17 protein-coding genes, 3 tRNA genes and 3 rRNA genes are annotated in these 20,596 nt (G+C 55.8%); 17 read left to right on the forward strand and 6 right to left on the reverse strand.

Annotated elements, in window-relative coordinates:
- Nucleotides 1–22 precede the first annotated feature (22 nt).
- The 4 genes from MGLY_RS07500 (at nt 23) to MGLY_RS07515 (ending at nt 3,164) form a co-directional block, all read left to right on the forward strand.
- Nucleotides 23–454, forward strand: a complete 432-nt coding sequence (locus tag MGLY_RS07500) for a MarR family winged helix-turn-helix transcriptional regulator (protein WP_156272749.1) — start codon at nt 23–25, stop codon at nt 452–454.
- 26 nt (nt 455–480) lie between these two features.
- Nucleotides 481–1,281: an ABC transporter ATP-binding protein gene (locus MGLY_RS07505; RefSeq protein ID WP_156272750.1), complete on the forward strand. Its 801-nt coding sequence runs from the start codon at nt 481–483 to the stop codon at nt 1,279–1,281.
- A gap of 22 nt (nt 1,282–1,303) precedes the next feature.
- Nucleotides 1,304–2,095: an ABC transporter permease gene (locus MGLY_RS07510; RefSeq protein WP_422880109.1), complete on the forward strand. Its 792-nt coding sequence runs from the start codon at nt 1,304–1,306 to the stop codon at nt 2,093–2,095.
- Between the two features lie 109 nt (nt 2,096–2,204).
- The gene (locus MGLY_RS07515) at nt 2,205–3,164 is read left to right on the forward strand and encodes an MFS transporter (RefSeq protein WP_156272752.1); all 960 of its coding nucleotides are present in this window, start codon (nt 2,205–2,207) and stop codon (nt 3,162–3,164) included.
- On the opposite strand, the gene MGLY_RS07520 is transcribed toward MGLY_RS07515, so the two are convergent.
- The 3 genes from MGLY_RS07520 to MGLY_RS07530 form a co-directional block, all read right to left on the reverse strand.
- The gene (locus MGLY_RS07520) at nt 3,095–3,829 is read right to left on the reverse strand and encodes a vitamin B12 dependent-methionine synthase activation domain-containing protein (protein ID WP_170290964.1); all 735 of its coding nucleotides are present in this window, start codon (nt 3,827–3,829) and stop codon (nt 3,095–3,097) included. The two genes, MGLY_RS07515 and MGLY_RS07520, sit on opposite strands and share 70 nt — an antisense overlap.
- Nucleotides 3,830–3,879: 50 nt before the next feature.
- Nucleotides 3,880–4,194 carry a YbjQ family protein gene (locus MGLY_RS07525; RefSeq protein WP_156272754.1) on the reverse strand — a complete coding sequence of 105 codons (315 nt, stop codon included), beginning with the start codon at nt 4,192–4,194 and terminating at the stop codon, nt 3,880–3,882.
- 102 nt (nt 4,195–4,296) lie between these two features.
- A complete protein-coding gene (locus MGLY_RS07530) occupies nt 4,297–5,943 on the reverse strand; it encodes an IS1634 family transposase (RefSeq protein WP_156271558.1) in 1,647 nt (548 codons plus the stop codon).
- Nucleotides 5,944–6,133: 190 nt separating this feature from the next.
- On the opposite strand from MGLY_RS07530, the gene MGLY_RS17775 reads away from it, so the two are divergent.
- Entirely contained in the window at nt 6,134–6,412 is a 279-nt protein-coding gene (locus MGLY_RS17775) for an acyltransferase family protein (RefSeq protein ID WP_170290965.1), read from the forward strand.
- On the opposite strand, the gene MGLY_RS07540 is transcribed toward MGLY_RS17775, so the two are convergent.
- Together MGLY_RS07540 and MGLY_RS07545 are read right to left on the reverse strand one after the other, a co-directional pair.
- The gene (locus MGLY_RS07540; RefSeq protein WP_170290964.1) at nt 6,343–7,077 is read right to left on the reverse strand and encodes a vitamin B12 dependent-methionine synthase activation domain-containing protein; all 735 of its coding nucleotides are present in this window, start codon (nt 7,075–7,077) and stop codon (nt 6,343–6,345) included. The two genes, MGLY_RS17775 and MGLY_RS07540, sit on opposite strands and share 70 nt — an antisense overlap.
- Nucleotides 7,078–7,127: 50 nt before the next feature.
- Nucleotides 7,128–7,442 (reverse strand): YbjQ family protein, encoded by a 315-nt coding sequence (locus MGLY_RS07545; protein WP_156272754.1) that lies wholly within the window; start codon nt 7,440–7,442, stop codon nt 7,128–7,130.
- A 249-nt stretch (nt 7,443–7,691) separates the two neighbouring features.
- On the opposite strand from MGLY_RS07545, the gene MGLY_RS07550 reads away from it, so the two are divergent.
- The 12 genes from MGLY_RS07550 to MGLY_RS07605 all read left to right on the forward strand — a co-directional run bounded on the left by MGLY_RS07550 (nt 7,692) and on the right by MGLY_RS07605 (nt 19,649).
- A complete protein-coding gene (locus MGLY_RS07550) occupies nt 7,692–8,237 on the forward strand; it encodes a helix-turn-helix domain-containing protein (protein ID WP_156272755.1) in 546 nt (181 codons plus the stop codon).
- Complete coding sequence (locus tag MGLY_RS07555; protein WP_156272757.1) at nt 8,234–9,136, forward strand: DUF8754 domain-containing protein; 903 nt, start codon at nt 8,234–8,236, stop codon at nt 9,134–9,136. Before MGLY_RS07550 ends, MGLY_RS07555 begins: the two co-directional genes overlap by 4 nt.
- 168 nt (nt 9,137–9,304) lie before the next feature.
- On the forward strand, nt 9,305–10,387 hold the full coding sequence (locus MGLY_RS07560) for a shikimate dehydrogenase (RefSeq protein ID WP_156272759.1): 1,083 nt from the start codon (nt 9,305–9,307) through the stop codon (nt 10,385–10,387).
- A 213-nt stretch (nt 10,388–10,600) separates the two neighbouring features.
- Complete coding sequence (gene greA, locus MGLY_RS07565; protein WP_054937912.1) at nt 10,601–11,083, forward strand: transcription elongation factor GreA; 483 nt, start codon at nt 10,601–10,603, stop codon at nt 11,081–11,083.
- Nucleotides 11,084–11,094: 11 nt separating this feature from the next.
- On the forward strand, nt 11,095–12,561 hold the full coding sequence (gene lysS / locus MGLY_RS07570) for a lysine--tRNA ligase (RefSeq protein ID WP_156272761.1): 1,467 nt from the start codon (nt 11,095–11,097) through the stop codon (nt 12,559–12,561).
- Nucleotides 12,562–12,990: 429 nt separating this feature from the next.
- Nucleotides 12,991–14,551: ribosomal RNA gene (locus tag MGLY_RS07575) — 16S ribosomal RNA — on the forward strand.
- A gap of 182 nt (nt 14,552–14,733) precedes the next feature.
- Nucleotides 14,734–14,810: transfer RNA gene (locus tag MGLY_RS07580), tRNA-Ile, on the forward strand.
- A gap of 110 nt (nt 14,811–14,920) precedes the next feature.
- Nucleotides 14,921–14,996 (forward strand) — tRNA-Ala (locus tag MGLY_RS07585).
- A 60-nt stretch (nt 14,997–15,056) separates the two neighbouring features.
- Nucleotides 15,057–18,088, forward strand: a 23S ribosomal RNA gene (locus MGLY_RS07590).
- Nucleotides 18,089–18,162: 74 nt separating this feature from the next.
- Nucleotides 18,163–18,277 (forward strand): 5S ribosomal RNA (gene rrf, locus MGLY_RS07595).
- Together the 16S, 23S and 5S rRNA genes with 3 tRNA genes alongside form the textbook arrangement of a ribosomal RNA operon.
- A gap of 49 nt (nt 18,278–18,326) precedes the next feature.
- Nucleotides 18,327–18,401: transfer RNA gene (locus MGLY_RS07600), tRNA-Asn, on the forward strand.
- A 186-nt stretch (nt 18,402–18,587) separates the two neighbouring features.
- Nucleotides 18,588–19,649, forward strand: coding sequence for a tetraprenyl-beta-curcumene synthase family protein (locus MGLY_RS07605; RefSeq protein WP_156272763.1), 1,062 nt, complete (start codon nt 18,588–18,590; stop codon nt 19,647–19,649).
- A 13-nt stretch (nt 19,650–19,662) separates the two neighbouring features.
- Here the strand turns inward: MGLY_RS07605 and MGLY_RS07610 are convergent, their stop codons facing one another.
- A complete protein-coding gene (locus MGLY_RS07610; protein ID WP_156272765.1) occupies nt 19,663–20,589 on the reverse strand; it encodes a polyprenyl synthetase family protein in 927 nt (308 codons plus the stop codon).
- Nucleotides 20,590–20,596: the final 7 nt, after the last annotated feature.

Consider the following 20,596-nt stretch of genomic DNA (forward strand, 5'->3'; position numbering starts at 1 on the left):
GTTTCTATATGGAGGCGGTACTTTGACAGGGGGACATGATTTAGAAGAAATCACCGTCAGCCTGGTAGATGCTTTGTGGCAGTTCTGGCGGATGTGGCGCCAGGTTTCCCATCCGGTTCGTAAGGGTAAAATTACACCGGAGCAATACTGGCTTTTAAAGCGCCTGAAACATGGAGGTCCCCTTAACATTGGTGAACTGGCCGAGGGGCTGGGGATCACCAGCAGTTCCGCCACAACAGCCACCAAACGGCTGGCAAAAATGGGCCTGGTAAGGCGGGTTAGGCAGAAGGAGGATGAGCGGGTAGTCACCGTGGAACTTACCAGCGCCGGCCTGGAAATGCTGGAGCAATGGGCAAGCGAGCAGCGAGCTGCTCTAGCCAGTTTACTTATGCCCCTAACGCTAGAAGAACGGATCTTACTGTTGAAGCTTATCCGGAAGGTTAATCCTCTGTAAAATGTTTAAAGGGAGAAGATATTACCATGGTTTGTTCTGTCGAGGTGAAAAATCTGGTTAAGCGCTTTGGCAATCATGAGGCTGTCGCTGGCATAAATTTTAATATAAAGAGGGGAGAGGTATTTGGCCTCCTGGGGCCCAACGGCGCCGGGAAGACAACCACCATCCGCATGCTGGCCACCCTTCTGCCACCGACTTCTGGTCAGATACTGATTGAAGGGGTAGACGTGCTCCGCCAGGGTGGCCTGGTCCGGCAAGTCATCGGTTACGTACCCCAGGCCCTGTCCGCTGACGGGACCTTGACGGGGTATGAAAACCTGCTACTCTTTGCCAAGCTACTGCGTTTGGATAAAAAGGAACGCGAGAGACGTATTCAGGAGATTCTGGCTCTCCTCAACCTGCAAGAGGCAGCTCACAAGCTGGTGCGGGAGTATTCCGGCGGTATGGTAAGGCGTTTGGAAATAGGGCAGGCTATCCTGCACCGGCCGCGGGTGTTAATTTTAGACGAGCCGACGGTGGGGTTGGATCCGGTAGCCCGCCACACTGTCTGGAACACCTTAAAACTGCTGCGTGAGGAAACAGGACTGACGGTGTTGATTACTACCCATTACATGGAAGAGGCTGAGGCCGCCTGCCAGCGGGTGGCTATTATGAACCGTGGTCAGATAGCGGCCCAGGGCACGCCTGCTGAACTGAAAAAGGAAACCGGCAACCCTGGCGCTACTTTGGAGGATGTTTTTACGTATTTCACCGGCGACCAGTTAGAAACAGGGGGGAGTTTCCTTGAAATGCGCAAGACGCGTCGTCGTGTCCAGCGATTCAGCTGAAAAACCGATAAATACAGGCCTTATCCAACCTTTCGGCCCGGGTTCCGGCCTACTGGCTTACCTTACAGGCTCCCTGGTGGTGGCGGAGATGGAGATCCGTAAATTGCGCCATGACCCAACTGAGTTATTCACCCGGGCCGTACAACCGGTTTTGTGGTTGCTCATTTTTGGCCAGGCCTTTTCCCGCGTCCGGGCCATACCGACCGGTGGCGTCAGTTACCAGACCTTTATGGCCCCGGGGATCCTGGCCCAGTCCATGATGTTTATTGCTATCTTTTATGGCCTGAGCATTATCTGGGACCGGGACCAGGGTATCTTGCAAAAACTCCTGGCCATGCCGGTACCGCGGGCTGCCTTTGTCACGGGCAAGGCTCTCGGAGCCGGCATTCGCGCCCTTAGCCAGGTGGTTATTATCCTTTTTCTCGCTTTATTATTGCGCCTGGACATGCGCTGGAGCATAACCGGCATAGTTTTTAGCATGCTGACGATAATTGTGGGGGCCTCGTTCTTTGCCACACTATCGATGATTTTTGCGGCCATAGTAAAAACAAGGGAACGGTTTATGGGTGTTGGCCAGGTAATCACCATGCCTTTATTCTTTGCCAGCAACGCCCTTTACCCCATTAACATTATGCCGGCGTGGCTGCAGGCACTGGCTACAATTAACCCGTTAAGTTACGTGGTTGAACTGTTGCGCGGTTACCTGCTCAACGGCACCGTAGCCGGGAGCGGCCATGCCTGGGCGGTTCTCCTGGCGGCAACTGCGGCAATCCAGGTAATAGCTGCCTACCTGTATCCTTTGATAGTCACTTGAACACCTGGTAAAAGGGTTAGACGCGAAGAAATAGTTCTTCGCTATTCCTGGGGGAGAAACTATTAAGAAGATAGCAACAATATTACGCTTAGTCTTGGGAGGGGGCAAAATGTCTTTTCAGGCTGGGGGATCTACAGCCGGGATTTATGGGCGTCGTTACCAGGTCCTGGCTGCCATTATGCTGGGCAGCATCATGGGTCCCATTGACGCCAGCATCGTCAACGTCATTCTCCCGACTATCACAGGCTATTTTGGCGTGCCTATCGCCACCGCCCAGTGGGTACCCATGATCTACCTGTTGACCATCAGTAGCCTGCTTTTATTCTACGGTCGCATGGGAGATATCCTGGGGTATAAGCGTATTTATTTAATGGGGCTGGCGGGCTTTATCGTAGCGTCGGCCCTCTGCGGTCTGGCCCCCGGTATTTCCTGGCTCATTCTTTTCCGGGCCATCCAGGGGGTGACTGCCGGTATGATGATGGCTGTGCCTTATGCTATCATCACAGCTACCTTTCCCCCACAGGAGCGGGGCCGGGCCCTGGGGATCAACGCCATCAGCATTTCGGCGGGACTGGCCCTGGGCCCTACCCTGGGAGGGCTGGTTACTTCCCTGTGGAACTGGCGTATGGCCTTTTTAATCAATATTCCCATCGGGATCGTTGGCCTGATGTGGGCGCGAAAGGTTATTCCTGAGTTAAAGGGCCAGCCTGGCAAAATGGATGGCGGCGGGGCGGTGACGGCCTTTATCTTCCTTTTCTCTTTCCTGCTATTTGTCAACCGGGGACAAAAAATGGGCCTTAATGCTGCCACCCTGGAACCGGGCGTCAACCTGCTCCGCTTTGGCCGCCAGATTTTCATGTTCATTACCGGCCTGGTGCTTTTTTATAACTACAGCGGTCGTAAAGTGAATCTCCATCGCTTCTTCAGCCGCCGGCTAAAAAACCTGGCCATACCCTATGTCATCTGGACAGCCTATTTACCTGTACAGCCTGGCAATCATCACCGCCTCATGGCTACTTCTCCTCCTTTTGCCCGGCTGAGGGGGCAGGTGCGGCGCAGGTTACAGTAATGGCAGTGGTATTCACCCACCTCGAAGCCCTGGCCGATGCCGCTGATGCCGGAGACGGATTTGCGCGGCAGCATGAGGTAGGATGCCGTCAGGGTGATGCCCAGGCTACCGGCGTCCACGAGGGAAAAGATAAGCTCCTGGTCGGCCAGATTATCCCAGTAGGAGTGGCCGGGGCCGAAGGGAGTAGTGGCCTCCAGGCCTGCGGCGGCGATGGCCATCTCCACCTGCTGAAAGCCGCTGTAGTAAGCAGCCTCCACCAGGGCCGAACCGGCCAGGTCCAGGAGGTAGCTGGCCAGGGTATCGCCGGCGGCCTGGTACTCTTTGATCCTGGCCTCCAGGCGGGGGCCGATGGTCGCGGCCATGACGAGGAGCCCCCGGGCGGGTGCGAGCTTTTTAGCTAAAAAGCGGCTTTTGATGACCTGTCCCCCGGGCAGGCGGAGTTCGTTATTTATAATGGTAACCGGCTCGTAATAAGCCCAGGCAAAGGCGGGTTCGGCCAGGGAACGAGCCTCCCGGCAGAGGCTGTCGTAGAGTTCTTTAATATGGGTTTCCAGGCTGCGCCCGCTTTCCATGCCCTGCATGGCCAGGAGCTTCTCTACGTCGACGGTAACTTCCAGGTCCTTAATCAGACGGGTTTCTCCGGTACGCCAGCCCGCCGTCCGCATTGCCATCCTCCTCCCCAAAATTAACTTCAGGGCTATCTCCAGATACCAAATCAATCCAATTTTACGGCTGTACCGGCGGCGGTAACCATAAGCATGCCTTCCCTAACGACCTCATAGTCCAGGTCGACGCCAATGACGGCGTCGCCGCCCAGCTGCCGGGCCTTTTCGGCCATTTCCCGCAGGGCGATTTCCCGGGCCTGGGCCAGCTTTTCTTCGTAGGCCCCGGAGCGGCCGCCGACGATGTCGGTAATGCTGGCAAAGAGGTCGCGGACGATGTTGGCACCCATAATGGCCTCGCCGGCGACCACCCCCAGGTACTCCCGCACCTGGCGGCCATCGACGGTGTTAGTTGTGGTTACGATCATAGGGGTCGCCTCCCAGGGATATTTTTTCCTGACTTTATCAGTTGAATCCCTAGAACCCGCATAAAACCTAGAAAAATAGAAAACAAGACGCGCATTTTGCCACTACAACCGGTCCTGCCAGCGGGCAGCAAACTCCTCTACACGGGTAATGTTTCCCGGCGGTGCAATCCGCATTAGGCGCAGGATCTTTTTGCTCAACTCTGTACTCTGGGTCTTGATAAAGAACACCTCTCCTTTGATCTCTACCTCGGCAAAGTTGAGGGAGTTTAACGCTTCCCGGATTTCTGCCGGCGAGGCATTTTCCACCGCTTGCCGGAGCTTGAATTCCAGAGTGCGTTCGAGAAGAAAGGCGAGGAAGCAAATTACAAAGTGTCCTTTAATCCGCCTTTCGGTCCAGTGAAAAACCGGCCGGACTTTCAGGGTGCTTTTCATGACGCGAAAAGATTCTTCAATCCGCCACAGGTTATGGTAAGCATCCAGGATGTCTTTGGCACTCATTTCTTTCTCGCTGGTCTGGATGCCGTAGTAGCCGTCAAATTGTTTGTCCCGGGCAATGGCTTCTTCGTCCAGTATCCACGTGCCCGTACAGTCTATTTCTTTGAGGTATTTCTTGCCGCCACGTTTGTTGCTGGCCTGGATTTTGGCCTTGCTTTCTAAAAGGGTTTGGGCTTTCTCGATTAACCTTTCCCGGTCGGCCCGGTCTTTTTCCGCCCGCCGGCTGGAGTAGGTGACGATCAGTTTTTCGGGTAATTTGTATTTTTTCCCTTCAGCGGTGAATTCGTTTATGTACTCGATAACCTTGTAGCGAAGGACTTCTCCTTCATCGTCCTTTATCTCCTGGTAGCCATTTTCGTCCAATATCATATCGGTAATCTCTTTTTTCATGCTCTTGATGCGGGCGGCAAAGATGTAGCTGTAGCCCCGTTCCACTATGCGTTTTAAGTTAAGCTTGCTGTTGATCCCCCGGTCGGCGACGATGATCACCCGGCGCAGGCCAAAACGTTTTTCCAGCTTTTCTAAGGCCGTCTCCAGGGTCTTGCCGTCAAAGGTATTGCCGGGGAAAAGCTCATAGCCAATGGGCCGCCCCTCGCAATCAATAAGCAGGCCCAATACCACCTGGACTTCGTTGAACTTACCGTCTTTACTGAAGCCGAAATCGCGTAAAGTGTCGGCTTCGACGCTGGCAAAGGAAAAGGTCGTTACATCATAAAAAACCACATCCACCTGCATGTTAAAAAGGTGGCGGTTCTTTTGGAACATCTCCTCCTCCAACAACTCTTTATACTCGCAGAGTAAATCCAAGGAGCGGTAGAGGTGGTTTAAGGCTACGTCGGGTAAACTGGCATAACGGTGCTGGTAGTTGTAGGTACCTAATTTACTCCTGGGTTCAAGGAGGTGCTGGATAGCCATAAGAAAACTGGCGTCGCTTAATTCGAATTGTACCTTACGTTTGGCACTGATCTTCTTTAAAAGTTTGGGTAGCTCAAATTGGTTCCAGATCTTCTGGTAGACCACATAGCCCCAGTTCTTGATCTGCGCCTCGGAAAAGCTGGCTAAACTGGTCACCTCCCTGGCCTTGGACAATTCTAAGAGGCGCTTACCAAGTCTTTGAAAGCTGGGGTTGTTTTCAATCTCGTCCAGGCGACCGAGATTGAGGAGGACCTTGTGTTTAACAGCTCCATTTTCCCGGTAAGATTGGACTAGCTGGACGTACTGGTGGTTTTTGGTTTTAGTTATTTTGATGAACATGCTTAAATGATACCACTAACATTGCCTATTGTCTAGATAATATTTGGTATTTCACAATATTAGTTGCCACTACGTTTTTCGCTTTTTGGGCTATTTTTAACGCCCAAAGCTAGATTTTATCTGGGTTCTTGAATCAGTAAAATGTCGCAACTGATAAACTCAGGTGCTATTTGTCAACCGGGGACAAAAAATGGGCCTTAATGCTGCCACCCTGGAACCGGGCGTCAACCTGCTCCGCTTTGGCCGCCAGATTTTCATGTTCATTACCGGCCTGGTGCTTTTTTATAACTACAGCGGTCGTAAAGTGAATCTCCATCGCTTCTTCAGCCGCCGGCTAAAAAACCTGGCCATACCCTATGTCATCTGGACAGCCTATTTACCTGTACAGCCTGGCAATCATCACCGCCTCATGGCTACTTCTCCTCCTTTTGCCCGGCTGAGGGGGCAGGTGCGGCGCAGGTTACAGTAATGGCAGTGGTATTCACCCACCTCGAAGCCCTGGCCGATGCCGCTGATGCCGGAGACGGATTTGCGCGGCAGCATGAGGTAGGATGCCGTCAGGGTGATGCCCAGGCTACCGGCGTCCACGAGGGAAAAGATAAGCTCCTGGTCGGCCAGATTATCCCAGTAGGAGTGGCCGGGGCCGAAGGGAGTAGTGGCCTCCAGGCCTGCGGCGGCGATGGCCATCTCCACCTGCTGAAAGCCGCTGTAGTAAGCAGCCTCCACCAGGGCCGAACCGGCCAGGTCCAGGAGGTAGCTGGCCAGGGTATCGCCGGCGGCCTGGTACTCTTTGATCCTGGCCTCCAGGCGGGGGCCGATGGTCGCGGCCATGACGAGGAGCCCCCGGGCGGGTGCGAGCTTTTTAGCTAAAAAGCGGCTTTTGATGACCTGTCCCCCGGGCAGGCGGAGTTCGTTATTTATAATGGTAACCGGCTCGTAATAAGCCCAGGCAAAGGCGGGTTCGGCCAGGGAACGAGCCTCCCGGCAGAGGCTGTCGTAGAGTTCTTTAATATGGGTTTCCAGGCTGCGCCCGCTTTCCATGCCCTGCATGGCCAGGAGCTTCTCTACGTCGACGGTAACTTCCAGGTCCTTAATCAGACGGGTTTCTCCGGTACGCCAGCCCGCCGTCCGCATTGCCATCCTCCTCCCCAAAATTAACTTCAGGGCTATCTCCAGATACCAAATCAATCCAATTTTACGGCTGTACCGGCGGCGGTAACCATAAGCATGCCTTCCCTAACGACCTCATAGTCCAGGTCGACGCCAATGACGGCGTCGCCGCCCAGCTGCCGGGCCTTTTCGGCCATTTCCCGCAGGGCGATTTCCCGGGCCTGGGCCAGCTTTTCTTCGTAGGCCCCGGAGCGGCCGCCGACGATGTCGGTAATGCTGGCAAAGAGGTCGCGGACGATGTTGGCACCCATAATGGCCTCGCCGGCGACCACCCCCAGGTACTCCCGCACCTGGCGGCCATCGACGGTGTTAGTTGTGGTTACGATCATAGGGGTCGCCTCCCAGGGATATTTTTTTTATTTTACCATAGATTGCTGGTGGTGCAACGGGAAAATTTGACCTGCCCGGCAGGATGCGGACCCCGGGTCGGTGGCCCCGCCAGCCAGCAAGTAGCAGGCCATATGCCTGGCCGGGAGGATGCAGGCTGTTACCGTCCTGTACAAACCCCTTGCCAGGACGGTTTTATTTTGTTATAATCTTCCTTGCACATTTCTGTGCACAAAGGGGCAAAGTTTCTAATGGACCTCATCCGGATTGGCGACAAGCTTATCAGCCGGCGCAAGATCAGCTCCATCCTGGAGCGCATCTTTACGTTGCGCTGCCAGGGTTTTTCCCAGCAGGAGGCGGCCCGGCAGGTAGGCGTTGACCGTTCCTTTGTGTCCCGGTTAGAAACCCTGGGCGAGGTACGGCGCGGCCGGCGCATAGCTGTGGTGGGTTTCCCGGTAGCCAATAAAGCCGAGCTGGAAAACATGCTGCGGCAGGAGGGTGTGGAATACGTCTTACTTTTAACTGATGCCGAACGCTGGGATTTTGTCCGCCAAAAAAATGGACTGGAGTTACTGAACCAGCTGATGGAGATTGTCGCCCGGGTGCGGGATTACGACGTCGTCATTATTATCGGTTCCGACTACCGCATCAAGGTCAGCGAAGCCCTGCTGGGACGAGAAGTGGTGGGCGTGGAGATCGGCCCTTCCCCCATCCAGGGTGACCGGGAGGTAGACGTCGAGGGATTGCGCGCCCTGGTACGCCAGCTGGGAAAAAATAAAGGATGGGATAAAAAATGAAACGCGTGGTCAGCATCAGCCTGGGTTCCTCCAAACGGGATCACCGGGTGGAAGCAGAATTCCTGGGGGAAAAGTTCCGCATCGAGCGCATTGGTACCGACGGCGATATGGAGCGGATGATTGCCCTCATCCGGGAACTGGACGGGCAGGTGGATGCCTTCGGCCTGGGAGGGATGGACCTCTACATCCGGGTAGGTACCAGGCGTTATCTCCTCCGGGATGCAGCTAAAATAGCCCGGGCGGCCCGGCTGACCCCCATGGTGGACGGCGGCGGCTTAAAGGATACCCTGGAGCGCCGGGTGATAGCCTACCTGGCCCGGGAAGGTATCGTGGATTTCCGGGGCAAAAGGGTGCTGGTGGTCAGCGCCGTCGACCGCTTCGGCATGGCCGAAGCCCTGGATGCCGCCGGGGCGGATCTTATTTGCGGCGACCTGATTTTTGGTCTGGGTATCCCCGTGCCCATCCGTTCCCTGGCAAGATTCCAGCGGGTGGCCTACCTGGCGGCTCCTTTGGTGCGCCTGCTGCCCTTTAAACTCCTCTACCCTACCGGTAAAGAGCAGGAGAAAATCGACAACCGCTACCAGCGCTATTACGAAGATGCGGAGATTATTGCCGGCGATTTCCTCTTCATCCGCCGTTACCTTCCCCCCGAGCTGCCGGGCCGGGTAATAATCACCAATACCGTTACCAGCGCCGACATCGAAGAACTACGCCGGCGGGGCATTAAAACTTTGATCACTACGACGCCGGAGTTTAACGGCCGCTCCTTCGGCACCAACGTCATGGAAGGCGTGCTTTTAACCTTGAGCGGTAAAAAGCCGGAGGAGGTCACCCCGGAAGATTACAACCGCCTCCTGGACTGGCTGGACTTTAAGCCCCGCATCGTAAATTTGAATTGAGCCAGGGCCGGCGGAGGCCATTTCCCGCCACCTTGCCGCCGGCTTCTACATTAAATAGGGATGCCGCCCGCGGCGGCGCTTCGCCACCGGCGGGCGGAGAAGATGGGGAAGGGGGCCCCCGGCAGACCTGCCGCTTTTCCCAGCTATTCTTCGAAGGAGGGCTATTCCTTGCACAGGTTCGCCTTTATGATCCATCCCCTGGACATCAGCGATATTACCAGGAAATTTCCCCTCGCCCGCCACCTGCCGGCCGGCCTACTGGAACGGGCGGTGCGCTATCTTCCTCCCCTGAAAACCTCGTATATTACCGGTGTCCGTTCCCCCTACGGTGAAACGGAGGGGTGGTTCGTAGCCTGTCCCCTGACTACGCGTCAGATGTTAAGCTTGCCGGAAAAATTTGTTATCGAGCGTATTATTCGCACCGGCCGCCTGGCAGAAAAATTAGGAGCCGAAATCCTGGGGCTGGGGGCCATGACTTCCGTAGTCGGCGATGCCGGGATTACTGTGGCCCGCAATTTAAATATAGCGGTGACCACCGGCAACAGTTATACCGTAGCTACGGCCATAGAAGCTACGGAAAAGGCGGCGGCCATGATGGATATTGACTTGCCCCGGGCCGAGGTAGCCATTGTTGGAGCGACAGGTGCCATTGGCGCCGTGTGTGCTAAAATCCTGGCCCGCCGTTGCCAGAATCTAACCCTTATTGCCCGCAATGAAACAAAACTGGCCCGCCTGGCCGGTGAGATAAAGGCTACTAGCGGTTTAAAAGCCAGGATAACCAGCCATTCCCGGGAAGCCCTCCGCCGCGCCGATGTCATTATTACCGTTACCTCGGCGGTAGATACCGTCATCGAGCCCGGGGACCTGAAACCGGGGGCAGTAGTTTGCGACGTGGCCCGGCCCCGGGACGTCTCCCGGCGGGTAGCCGAGATGCGCGACGATGTACTGGTGATTGACGGTGGGGTGGTCGAGGTGCCGGGCAAGGTCAACTTTAACTTTAATTTCGGTTACCCGCCGGGTTTAGCCTATGCCTGCATGGCGGAAACCATGATCCTGGCCCTGGAGGGGAGAATTGAAAACTTTACCCTGGGCCGGGAGTTAACGGTAGAACAGATCGATACCATCAACCGCCTGGCGGCCAAACACGGCTTTCGCGTGGCCGGCTTTCGCAGTTTCGAGCTGCCGGTTTCCGCAGCCAGGGTGGCAGCCATCCGGGAGCGGGCCCGCCGTAAAGCAGCCCTGGCCCGTTAACTCCCGGAAAGGTATTGACATGATTATCGGGCAGGCCTATAATACCTATAAACAAAGCGGACTATGGCCCAACAAGCACTGGAGAAAGCCTCCGGTGCTTGTTATGGTACTTGGACCTGTGGACCGGCCGCATAAAGGAACGCAAAAGGACATATATTGAGATAGCACCGGTGCCCTAAAACGATGTGGTAATTGAAGGGGAGCGAGCAGAGGATGGCAGAAAAAGAAACCTTATTAACCATGAGCGGGTTGAAGAAACTGGAAGAAGAGCTGGAGTACCTTAAATCGGTAAAAAGGCGGGAGGTCGCCGAACGTTTAAAGCAGGCCATTGAGTTCGGCGACATCAGCGAGAACTCCGAATACGAGGACGCCAAAAACGAGCAGGCCTTCATTGAAGGCCGTATTCTTACCCTGGAAAAAAAGCTGCGTAACGCCAGGGTTATTGACGCCAGCGAGGTACCGGGTGACGTTGTCTCCCTGGGCTCCCGGGTCACTTTAAAGGATATGGACGCAGGGGAGGAACTGCAATACGAAATTGTCGGCTCCATGGAAGCCGACCCGGCGGAGAACCGGATTTCCAACGAGTCGCCGGTAGGCAAGGCCATCCTGGGCCATCGTATTGGAGAAATAATAAATATTCAGGTACCGGCCGGGACCCTGCGTTACCAGATAATTGATATAGCCAGAGGGCAATAGGAGGAACAACAATTTTGGAAGTTGAAAACGATTTAATAGCGGTGCGCCTGGAAAAGTTAAAGCAGCTCCAGGAGGAAGGCATCGACCCTTATGGGGGTCGTTTTGAGCGTACCCATACCACGGCAGCCGTTCACCAGTATTTTGACGAACTGGCAGGGCAGGAAGTAACCCTGGCGGGACGGATCCTGGCTATCAGGGGGCATGGTAAAGCCTCCTTTGTTGATTTACAGGACCGGGACGGTCGCCTCCAGCTCTATATCCGCATCGACAATGTTGGCCCGGAAACCTATGAATTTTTCCGGAGGCTGGATATCGGTGACATTATTGGTGTTAAAGGCAAGGTCTTTCGCACCCACCGCGGGGAAATCTCCCTGGAAGTCCATCAACTAACCATGCTGTGTAAGAGTTTACGCCCCCTGCCGGAGAAATGGCACGGCTTGCGGGATGTAGATTTGCGCTACCGGCAGCGCTACCTCGACCTCATTGTCAACCCGGAAGTAAGGCGGGTATTTATTACCAGGGCCGGGGTTTTACGGGCCATACGCACCTTTCTGGATAGCCGGGGCTTTTTAGAGGTGGAAACACCGAGCATGCACACCATCCCCGGCGGGGCGGCGGCGCGGCCCTTTATTACCCACCATAATGCCCTGGATATCGATCTTTATTTGCGCATTGCCCTGGAGCTGCACTTAAAGCGGCTGCTGGTGGGCGGCCTGGAAAAGGTCTACGAGATGGGCCGTATTTTCCGCAACGAAGGCATATCCACCAAACACAACCCCGAATTTACCATGCTGGAGTTGTACCAGGCCTATGCCGACTATGAAGATATGATGACCCTCCTGGAGGAGATGGTGGCCTTTGTCGCCAGGGAAGCCCTGGGGACGACTACCGTTACTTACCAGGGCGAGGAATTGGATTTGGCCCCGCCCTGGCCGAGGTTAACCATGTTTGCGGCCATTGAGAAATATACCGGAGTGGACTTTTCCAGGCTAACAACGAGGGAAGAGGCCTGGCAGGCGGCAGCAGGCCTGGGGGTGGAAGTCGAACCCGGCCTGGAATGGGGGAAAATCGTTAACGAAGTCTTTGAGGCCAGGGTGGAACCCCACCTGGTCCAGCCCACCTTTATCCTTGATTACCCGGTGGCCATATCCCCCCTGGCCAAAAGGAAAAAAGAAAACCCGCAACTTACTTACCGCTTCGAAGCCTTTATAGCCGGGCGGGAACTGGCCAATGCCTTCTCCGAACTGAATGACCCCCTGGACCAGCGCCGGCGCTTTGAAGCCCAGATGGCCGCCCGGGCAGCAGGTGATGAAGAAGCCCACATGCTGGATGAAGACTTCCTGCGCGCCCTGGAGTATGGCATGCCCCCGGCCGGCGGCATGGGTATCGGCATTGATCGCCTGGTGATGATCCTGACGGACGCGCCCTCCATCAGGGATGTTATCCTTTTCCCTACCATGCGACCCAGGGAAGAATAAGCTTCCTTGAGTATCGGCTAGAAAAAACAAGGAAGGCCAGAATTTTATCAAGGTAACTATGACGGGTAGTCGTTAGCTGGCTTTAGAAAGCCTTGCGCGCTACCCGTTTTGCGTGTTATAGTATGTCCTGCGTCCCGGCAGGGGCGCTCACCAAGGAACTAAAATCAAAAGGGACCCTTGACAAAACGACGGGTTCCGTAGTAAAATACGAACCTGCCGGCAGGAAATCCGCCGGCAGTGGTGACGAGGGAAGAAACTCTTGACACCGGGCTGAAGAAGTGATAGAATAAAAAAGTCGCGTCCAGCGAAGCTGGTCTTTGAAAACTGAACAGTGGTAAGGAGCCAGACGTAAAAGCGAGGACCCTGTATAGGATAAGGACAGGGATCAAGCCAACGTGAAGAAGGCGCTACGGAAGTAGCGGCAAGATATTTACGGAGAGTTTGATCCTGGCTCAGGACAAACGCTGGCGGCGTGCCTAACACATGCAAGTCGAGCGGTCTTTGACCCGGCGGAATCTTCGGAGGAAGCGGGTTAAAGATAGCGGCGGACGGGTGAGTAACGCGTGGGTAATCTACCCTTCAGACCGGGATAACACCGGGAAACTGGTGCTAATACCGGATACGTTCTGCTGGAGGCATCTCCGGTAGAAGAAAAGGGAACGTGAGTGACCGCTGAAGGATGAGCCCGCGTCCCATTAGCTAGTTGGTGAGGTAACGGCTCACCAAGGCGACGATGGGTAGCCGGCCTGAGAGGGTGGCCGGCCACACTGGGACTGAGACACGGCCCAGACTCCTACGGGAGGCAGCAGTGGGGAATCTTGCGCAATGGGCGAAAGCCTGACGCAGCGACGCCGCGTGAGCGATGAAGGCCTTCGGGTTGTAAAGCTCTGTCATCAGGGACGAAGTCTCGATAAGAGGTGACGGTACCTGAGGAGGAAGCCCCGGCTAACTACGTGCCAGCAGCCGCGGTAAAACGTAGGGGGCGAGCGTTGTCCGGAATTACTGGGCGTAAAGGGCGTGTAGGCGGCCCGGCAAGTCAGATGTGAAAAACCCAGGCTCAACCTGGGGGGTGCATTTGAAACTGGCGGGCTTGAGGGCAGGAGAGGAGAGTGGAATTCCCGGTGTAGCGGTGAAATGCGTAGATATCGGGAGGAACACCAGTGGCGAAGGCGACTCTCTGGACTGACCCTGACGCTGAGGCGCGAAAGCGTGGGGAGCAAACAGGATTAGATACCCTGGTAGTCCACGCCGTAAACGATGGGTACTAGGTGTTGGAGGTATCGACCCCTCCAGTGCCGCAGTTAACACAATAAGTACCCCGCCTGGGGAGTACGGCCGCAAGGCTGAAACTCAAAGGAATTGACGGGGGCCCGCACAAGCGGTGGAGCATGTGGTTTAATTCGACGCAACGCGAAGAACCTTACCGGGGTTTGACATCCCGCGAACCTGGTGGAAACACCGGGGTGCCGGTTTTACCGGAGCGCGGAGACAGGTGGTGCATGGTTGTCGTCAGCTCGTGTCGTGAGATGTTGGGTTAAGTCCCGCAACGAGCGCAACCCTTACCTTTAGTTGCCAGCACGTGAAGGTGGGCACTCTAAAGGGACTGCCGGTGACAAACCGGAGGAAGGTGGGGATGACGTCAAATCATCATGCCCCTTATATCCCGGGCTACACACGTGCTACAATGGCCTGTACAAAGGGGGGCGAACCCGCGAGGGGGAGCAAATCCCAAAAAGCAGGTCTCAGTTCGGATTGCAGGCTGCAACTCGCCTGCATGAAGTCGGAATCGCTAGTAATCGCGGATCAGCATGCCGCGGTGAATACGTTCCCGGGCCTTGTACACACCGCCCGTCACACCACGAAAGCTGGCAACACCCGAAGCCGGTGACCCAACCCGCGAGGGAGGGAGCCGTCGAAGGTGGGGCTGGTGATTGGGGTGAAGTCGTAACAAGGTAGCCGTATCGGAAGGTGCGGCTGGATCACCTCCTTTCTAAGGAGCATGGAAGAGGCAAGAAGCAAGAAGGAAGGAGATAAGGCAAGAGAAATTCGCCGCTGGCGAATTTCCACCTCTTATCCTGCCTCCGATCTCCAGCTTCCTGCTTCCTGTTCCCAGGTCGGTCGTCTGGCTCAATCCACTGTTTAGTTTTCAGGGACCAGTTCCCTGAAAGGTAAGGGCTTGTAGCTCAGCAGGTGAGAGCGCACGCCTGATAAGCGTGAGGTCGGTGGTTCGAGTCCACCCAGGCCCACCATAAAAGAAGTAAGAGGCTGGAAGTCAGAGGTCGGAAAAGAGCAGGAACTGGCGAAGCTAGTTCCTACAATAAAATCAGACTTCCGACTTCAGACCTCACACTTCTGGTGTGGGGGTGTAGCTCAGCTGGGAGAGCACCTGCTTTGCACGCAGGGGGTCAGCGGTTCGAATCCGCTCATCTCCACCATGATTGTTCTTTGAAAACTGCACAGCGAGGAAGACGAGGACCCACCTACGAGAAGGAAATGGTCAAGCTAGGAAGGGCGTACGGTGGATGCCTAGGCGCTAAGAGGCGAAGAAGGGCGTGGTAAGCTGCGAAAAGCCCCGGGGAGCCGCAAGCAGGCGTCGAACCGGGGATACCCGAATGGGGCAACCCACCTGGAGTAATATCCAGGTACCCTTAGCTGAACACATAGGCTAAGGGGGCGAACCGGGGGAACTGAAACATCTTAGTACCCCGAGGAAAAGAAAGCAAACGCGATTCCCCCAGTAGCGGCGAGCGAAGAGGGAAGAGCCCAAACCTTATGCATGGAGAAGGCTGCAACCGTTGTGCATAAGGGGTAGCGGGGCTTCCGGGAGTAGTTGCAGCTACTCCGCGAAGGCGCAGGCCGTAGGAGAACAGGACTGGAAAGTCCGGCCATAGGGGGTAAAAGCCCCGTATCCGAAACGGCCGAAGTTTTCGGGAAGGACCCCAAGTACCACGGGACACGTGGAATCCCGTGGGAATCCGGGAGGACCACCTTCCAAGGCTAAATACTCCTTAGCGACCGATAGCGCACTAGTACCGTGAGGGAAAGGTGAAAAGCACCCCGGGAGGGGAGTGAAAGAGAACCTGAAACCGTATGCCCACAAGCAGTCAGAGGGCGTTAAAGCCTGATGGCGTACTTTTTGTAGAACGGGCCGGCGAGTTACGTTAACGAGCGAGGTTAAGGGGAAGACCCGGAGCCGGAGCGAAAGCGAGTCTGAAGAGGGCGTTAAGTTCGTTGACGTAGACCCGAAACCGGGTGATCTACCCATGGGCAGGGTGAAGCGAGATTAAACTTTCGTGGAGGCCCGAACCGACCGGCGTTGAAAAGCCGGCGGATGACCTGTGGGTAGGGGTGAAATGCCAATCGAACCCGGAGATAGCTGGTTCTCCCCGAAATAGCTTTAGGGCTAGCCTCAAAGGTAGCTTAACGGAGGTAGAGCACTGATCAGGCTAGGGGCCTTACCAGGTTACCGAACCTTTTCAAACTCCGAATGCCGTTAAGACAACTTTGGGAGTCAGACTGCGGGTGCAAAGATTCGTAGTCGAGAGGGAAACAGCCCAGACCAACAGCTAAGGTCCCCAAAGACGGGCTAAGTGGGAAAGGATGTAGAGTTGCTTAAACAACCAGGATGTTGGCTTAGAAGCAGCCATCATTTAAAGAGTGCGTAATAGCTCACTGGTCGAGTGACTCTGCGCCGAAAATTTAGCGGGGCTCAAGCCCGTTACCGAAGCTTTGGGAACTGAGTGCACCACTGGTGCTGCCAGTGGCGGCTCAAGCCGCTGGAAGTAGCAGTGGGGCACTCAGTTCGGTAGGGGAGCGTTCTGTAAGCGGCGAAGCTGTACCGGGAGGAGCAGTGGAGCTTACAGAAGAGAGAATGCCGGCATAAGTAAGCGAGAAGGCAGGTGAGAATCCTGCCCGCCGAAAACCTAAGGGTTCCTGGGGAAGGCTCGTCCACCCAGGGTAAGTCGGGACCTAAGCCGAGGCGATAACGCGTAGGCGATGGGCAATCGGTTGAAATTCCGATACCACCTGGAGGCCGTTAACAGGAAGGGGTGACGCAGGAGGGTAGACACAGCGCACCGTTGGTCGTGTGCGTCCAAGCCGGTAGGGAGTGAGGCAGGCAAATCCGTCTCACACACATCCTGAGAGGTGACGGGGAGCGAAATTCAAGTAGCGAACTGGTCGAACCCAAACTGCCAAGAAAAGCCTCTAACGAGGGCTCCGGGTGCCCGTACCGCAAACCGACACAGGTAGGTGGGGAGAGGATCCCGAGGCGCGCGAGCGAACCTTCGTTAAGGAACTCGGCAAAATGACCCCGTAACTTCGGGAGAAGGGGTACCCCGTTAGGGTGATAGTAAAGACTTGCTAGAGCCCGAGGGGGTCGCAGAGAAGTGGCCCAGGCGACTGTTTACCAAAAACACAGGTGCCTGCTAAAGCGGAAGCTGAAGTATAGGTGCTGACGCCTGCCCGGTGCTGGAAGGTTAAGGGGAAGGGTTAGCGCAAGCGAAGCTCTGAACCGAAGCCCCAGTAAACGGCGGCCGTAACTATAACGGTCCTAAGGTAGCGAAATTCCTTGTCGGGTAAGTTCCGACCCGCACGAAAGGCGTAACGATCTGGGCGCTGTCTCAACGAAGGGCTCGGTGAAATTGTAGTACCCGTGAAGATGCGGGTTACCTGCGATAGGACAGAAAGACCCCGTGGAGCTTTACTGTAGCCTGACATTGGGTTTTGGTGTTTCATGTACAGGATAGGTGGGAGGCAGCGAACCACTGCCGCCAGGTAGTGGGGAGCCGACGGTGGGATACCACTCTTGAAGCACTGAAATTCTAACCCGAGGCCGTAAACCGGTCTGGGGACCGTGTCAGGTGGGCAGTTTGACTGGGGCGGTCGCCTCCTAAAAGGTAACGGAGGCGCCCAAAGGTTCCCTCAGCGCGGATGGAAATCGCGCGTAGAGTGCAAAGGCAGAAGGGAGCTTGACTGCGAGACCGACGGGTCGAGCAGGGACGAAAGTCGGGCTTAGTGATCCGGTGGTCCCGAGTGGAAGGGCCATCGCTCAACGGATAAAAGCTACCCCGGGGATAACAGGCTTATCCCGCCCAAGAGTCCACATCGACGGCGGGGTTTGGCACCTCGATGTCGGCTCATCGCATCCTGGGGCTGAAGTAGGTCCCAAGGGTTGGGCTGTTCGCCCATTAAAGCGGTACGTGAGCTGGGTTCAGAACGTCGTGAGACAGTTCGGTCCCTATCCATCGCAGGCGCAGGAAACTTGAGAGGAGCTGTCCCTAGTACGAGAGGACCGGGATGGACAGACCGCTGGTGTACCAGCTGTCCCGCCAGGGGCACCGCTGGGTAGCCAAGTCTGGAAGGGATAAGCGCTGAAAGCATCTAAGCGCGAAGCCCACCTCAAGATGAGGTTTCCCATGGCATAAGCCAGTAAGACCCCTGGAAGACTACCAGGTAGATAGGCCGGGAGTGTAAGGGGGGTAACCCCTTGAGCGGACCGGTACTAATCGGTCGAGGGCTTGACCATGAACGAAGAGTGGGTAAAACGTCAACCTCGCTGGGTAGTTTTGAGGGAACAAACAACAGAAGAGACCAAAGATTTCTGGTGGTAATAGCGGAGGGGAAACACCCGTTCCCATCCCGAACACGGCAGTTAAGCCCTCCAGCGCCGATGGTACTGGGGAGAATTCCCCGGGAGAGTAGGACACTGCCAGGAAGTTTTTCCAAAAGAGCATGGAGTACCCCTCCATGCTCTACCTATACATTCCCCGGTAGCTCAATGGTAGAGCGCCCGGCTGTTAACCGGGTGGTTGCAGGTTCGAGCCCTGCCCGGGGAGCCATTCCCCTCAACCCCTGTTAGGGTTTCCCTACGAGGGGCTTTTTTGTTGCTAAATAACTCTTGCCTCCAGGTTATCTACTCTGCTTCTGCGGGAACGTTGACCCCTTGAGCAGGTTTTGGTCTGCCACCCAGCCAGGTATATATTGACTCCCCCGGGTTATAATGTGGCTAATGGAGTGATTAGATAATGCCAAAAGCAGCAGGGAATCTGGTTATCCTGGGGCGCTTGCTTTTCCAGGCCTTTCCGGCGGTGAACAAGGAATTAATGCGCTGGCGACACCTGGCAGCCAGCAGCCCGGAACCGGAACTAAGTCAACAGGCCCTGGCGAGCCTTACTTTAAAGAAGTTCCACTGCCAGGGGGGTAGTGTCTATGCCGCCTGGCCACCCCGGTACCGGCAGCAAATCCTCCAGGCCATTGTAGCCCTGCAAACCATTAGTGACTACCTGGATAACCTCTGTGACCGGGCCGGTGTCCTGGATGAAAAGGCATTTCGCCAGCTGCACCTGGCCTTTACCGATGCCCTGAGTCCAGGGAGGGCAGAGCATGACTATTATGCCAGCTACCCCTACCGCCAGGATGGCGGTTATCTCCAGGCCCTGGTCCGCGCCTGCCGGCAGGCCCTGATGGTACTGCCAGGATATAAAATAGTACAGGAGGAAATCTTGAACCTGGCCGATTTATACTGCCGCCTCCAGGCGACCAAGCATATAGACATAACCAGGCGACAGGAGAGGTTACAGTCCTGGCTGGAACCTTTACTGGGACAAATACCCGCACCTATCTACTGGTGGGAACTGGCGGCAGCCACAGGCTCAACCCTGGGTATCTTTGCCCTTATAGCCGTGGCCGCCAGGGAAGAACTAACGGCGCCGGAGGTAACCAGGCTAAAAAACGCTTATTTTCCCTGGATCGGGGGTTTACATATCCTGCTTGATTACTTTATTGACCAGCAGGAGGACCGGGAAGGGGGCGATCTAAACTTTTGCGCCTTCTACTGCGATGAAGAGGAGGCCGGCCGGCGGTTACAGTTTTTCCTGGAACAGTCCCTGGAAAAGGCACAAGATCTCCCTGACCCTGCCTTCCACCTGATGGTTGTCCGGGGCTTGCCGGCCCTGTACCTTTCCGATGCCAAAGTAGCCAGGCAGAAACAGGCTTCTACCAGCGAGGCGGTCCTCCGGGCTGCCGGTAGCTTCTCCCAGAACCTGTACCTTCTTTGTAAAACCCTGCGGCGGGTTGGCGTAATTTAGCGGCCAGGGCAACTTAAATTAATTCCTCGAGGGGGGCCAGGGTACGGGTAGCCAGTAAAGCCAGCTCTTCCCGGGCCGGGTTTACCGGTAGTTTATCCAGGGCCTCCAGGGCCAGGGCAATTTGCTCTCCTGCTACGGCAGCCGTAAATTCATCACAGTTTAAGTGCCGGGCGGCAGCAATCAGTTCCTCTGTTTCCGTGGCTGTCAGGCCGCGGCTTATTTTTTCCTGCCACAGGGCGGCCTGTGGAGAAAGCTCTAACAAGCGTAAAACAGGCAGGGTAAGGATGCCGCGAGCCAGGTCCTGGCGGTTGGGTTTGCCCATCTTGGCGGCGGAGCCGAAAAGATCAAGGTAATCGTCAACAACCTGGTAGGCCAGCCCGAGGTGCCAGCCGAATTTGGCTAAATAATCCTGCTGGGGACGCTTTAAACGGCAGAGGATACCACCGCAACGGCAGGCGGCACTGAAGAGGGTGGCCGTTTTTTGGCCGATATAGGTGAAATAGGCCTTTGTGTCGGGGCCAGTAACTGTTAATTGCTGGATTTCCCCGCTACACATGGAGCGGATGGCTTCGGTAACCGTGGTGAGAACGGCTTTTTTGCTTCTGGCCAGGAGACCAAAGGCGGTCGCAAAGAGGTAATCACCGGTGAGGACGGCGGCCACGGTCCCATAGAGGCAATGGAGTGCCGGCAGGTTGCGGCGGACGGTCGCCCCGTCCAGGACGTCATCGTGGACCAGGGAGGCCAGGTGAATAAGTTCTATGGCGACCGCCACTTGCTGGACTTCCAGGGTATCATGCATGCCGAAACGGGCACATAATAAAACTAAGGTAGGCCGCAGGCCCTTACCGCCGGTGAGGGCATGGTTCAAGAGTTGCTGCAACAGGGGATTCGGAGTGGCAACAGCTTGCGTTAAGACTGCTTTTATCTCCGTCCGGGTCAAGGTAATC

The organism is Moorella glycerini (assembly GCF_009735625.1).
GTDB classification, from domain to species: domain Bacteria; phylum Bacillota; class DSM-521; order Neomoorellales; family Neomoorellaceae; genus Neomoorella; species Neomoorella glycerini.

Excerpts from the sequence above, each read along its gene's own strand:
- MGLY_RS07505 (WP_156272750.1), top strand. The coding sequence starts at position 481 with ATGGTTTGTTCTGTCGAGGTGAAAAATCTGGTTAAGCGCTTTGGCAAT.
- MGLY_RS07515 (WP_156272752.1), top strand. The coding sequence starts at position 2,205 with ATGTCTTTTCAGGCTGGGGGATCTACAGCCGGGATTTATGGGCGTCGT.
- MGLY_RS07520 (WP_170290964.1), bottom strand. The coding sequence starts at position 3,829 with ATGCGGACGGCGGGCTGGCGTACCGGAGAAACCCGTCTGATTAAGGAC.
- MGLY_RS07525 (WP_156272754.1), bottom strand. The coding sequence starts at position 4,194 with ATGATCGTAACCACAACTAACACCGTCGATGGCCGCCAGGTGCGGGAG.
- MGLY_RS07530 (WP_156271558.1), bottom strand. The coding sequence starts at position 5,943 with ATGTTCATCAAAATAACTAAAACCAAAAACCACCAGTACGTCCAGCTA.
- MGLY_RS17775 (WP_170290965.1), top strand. The coding sequence starts at position 6,134 with ATGGGCCTTAATGCTGCCACCCTGGAACCGGGCGTCAACCTGCTCCGC.
- MGLY_RS07540 (WP_170290964.1), bottom strand. The coding sequence starts at position 7,077 with ATGCGGACGGCGGGCTGGCGTACCGGAGAAACCCGTCTGATTAAGGAC.
- MGLY_RS07545 (WP_156272754.1), bottom strand. The coding sequence starts at position 7,442 with ATGATCGTAACCACAACTAACACCGTCGATGGCCGCCAGGTGCGGGAG.
- MGLY_RS07550 (WP_156272755.1), top strand. The coding sequence starts at position 7,692 with ATGGACCTCATCCGGATTGGCGACAAGCTTATCAGCCGGCGCAAGATC.
- MGLY_RS07555 (WP_156272757.1), top strand. The coding sequence starts at position 8,234 with ATGAAACGCGTGGTCAGCATCAGCCTGGGTTCCTCCAAACGGGATCAC.
- greA (WP_054937912.1), top strand. The coding sequence starts at position 10,601 with ATGGCAGAAAAAGAAACCTTATTAACCATGAGCGGGTTGAAGAAACTG.
- MGLY_RS07605 (WP_156272763.1), top strand. The coding sequence starts at position 18,588 with ATGCCAAAAGCAGCAGGGAATCTGGTTATCCTGGGGCGCTTGCTTTTC.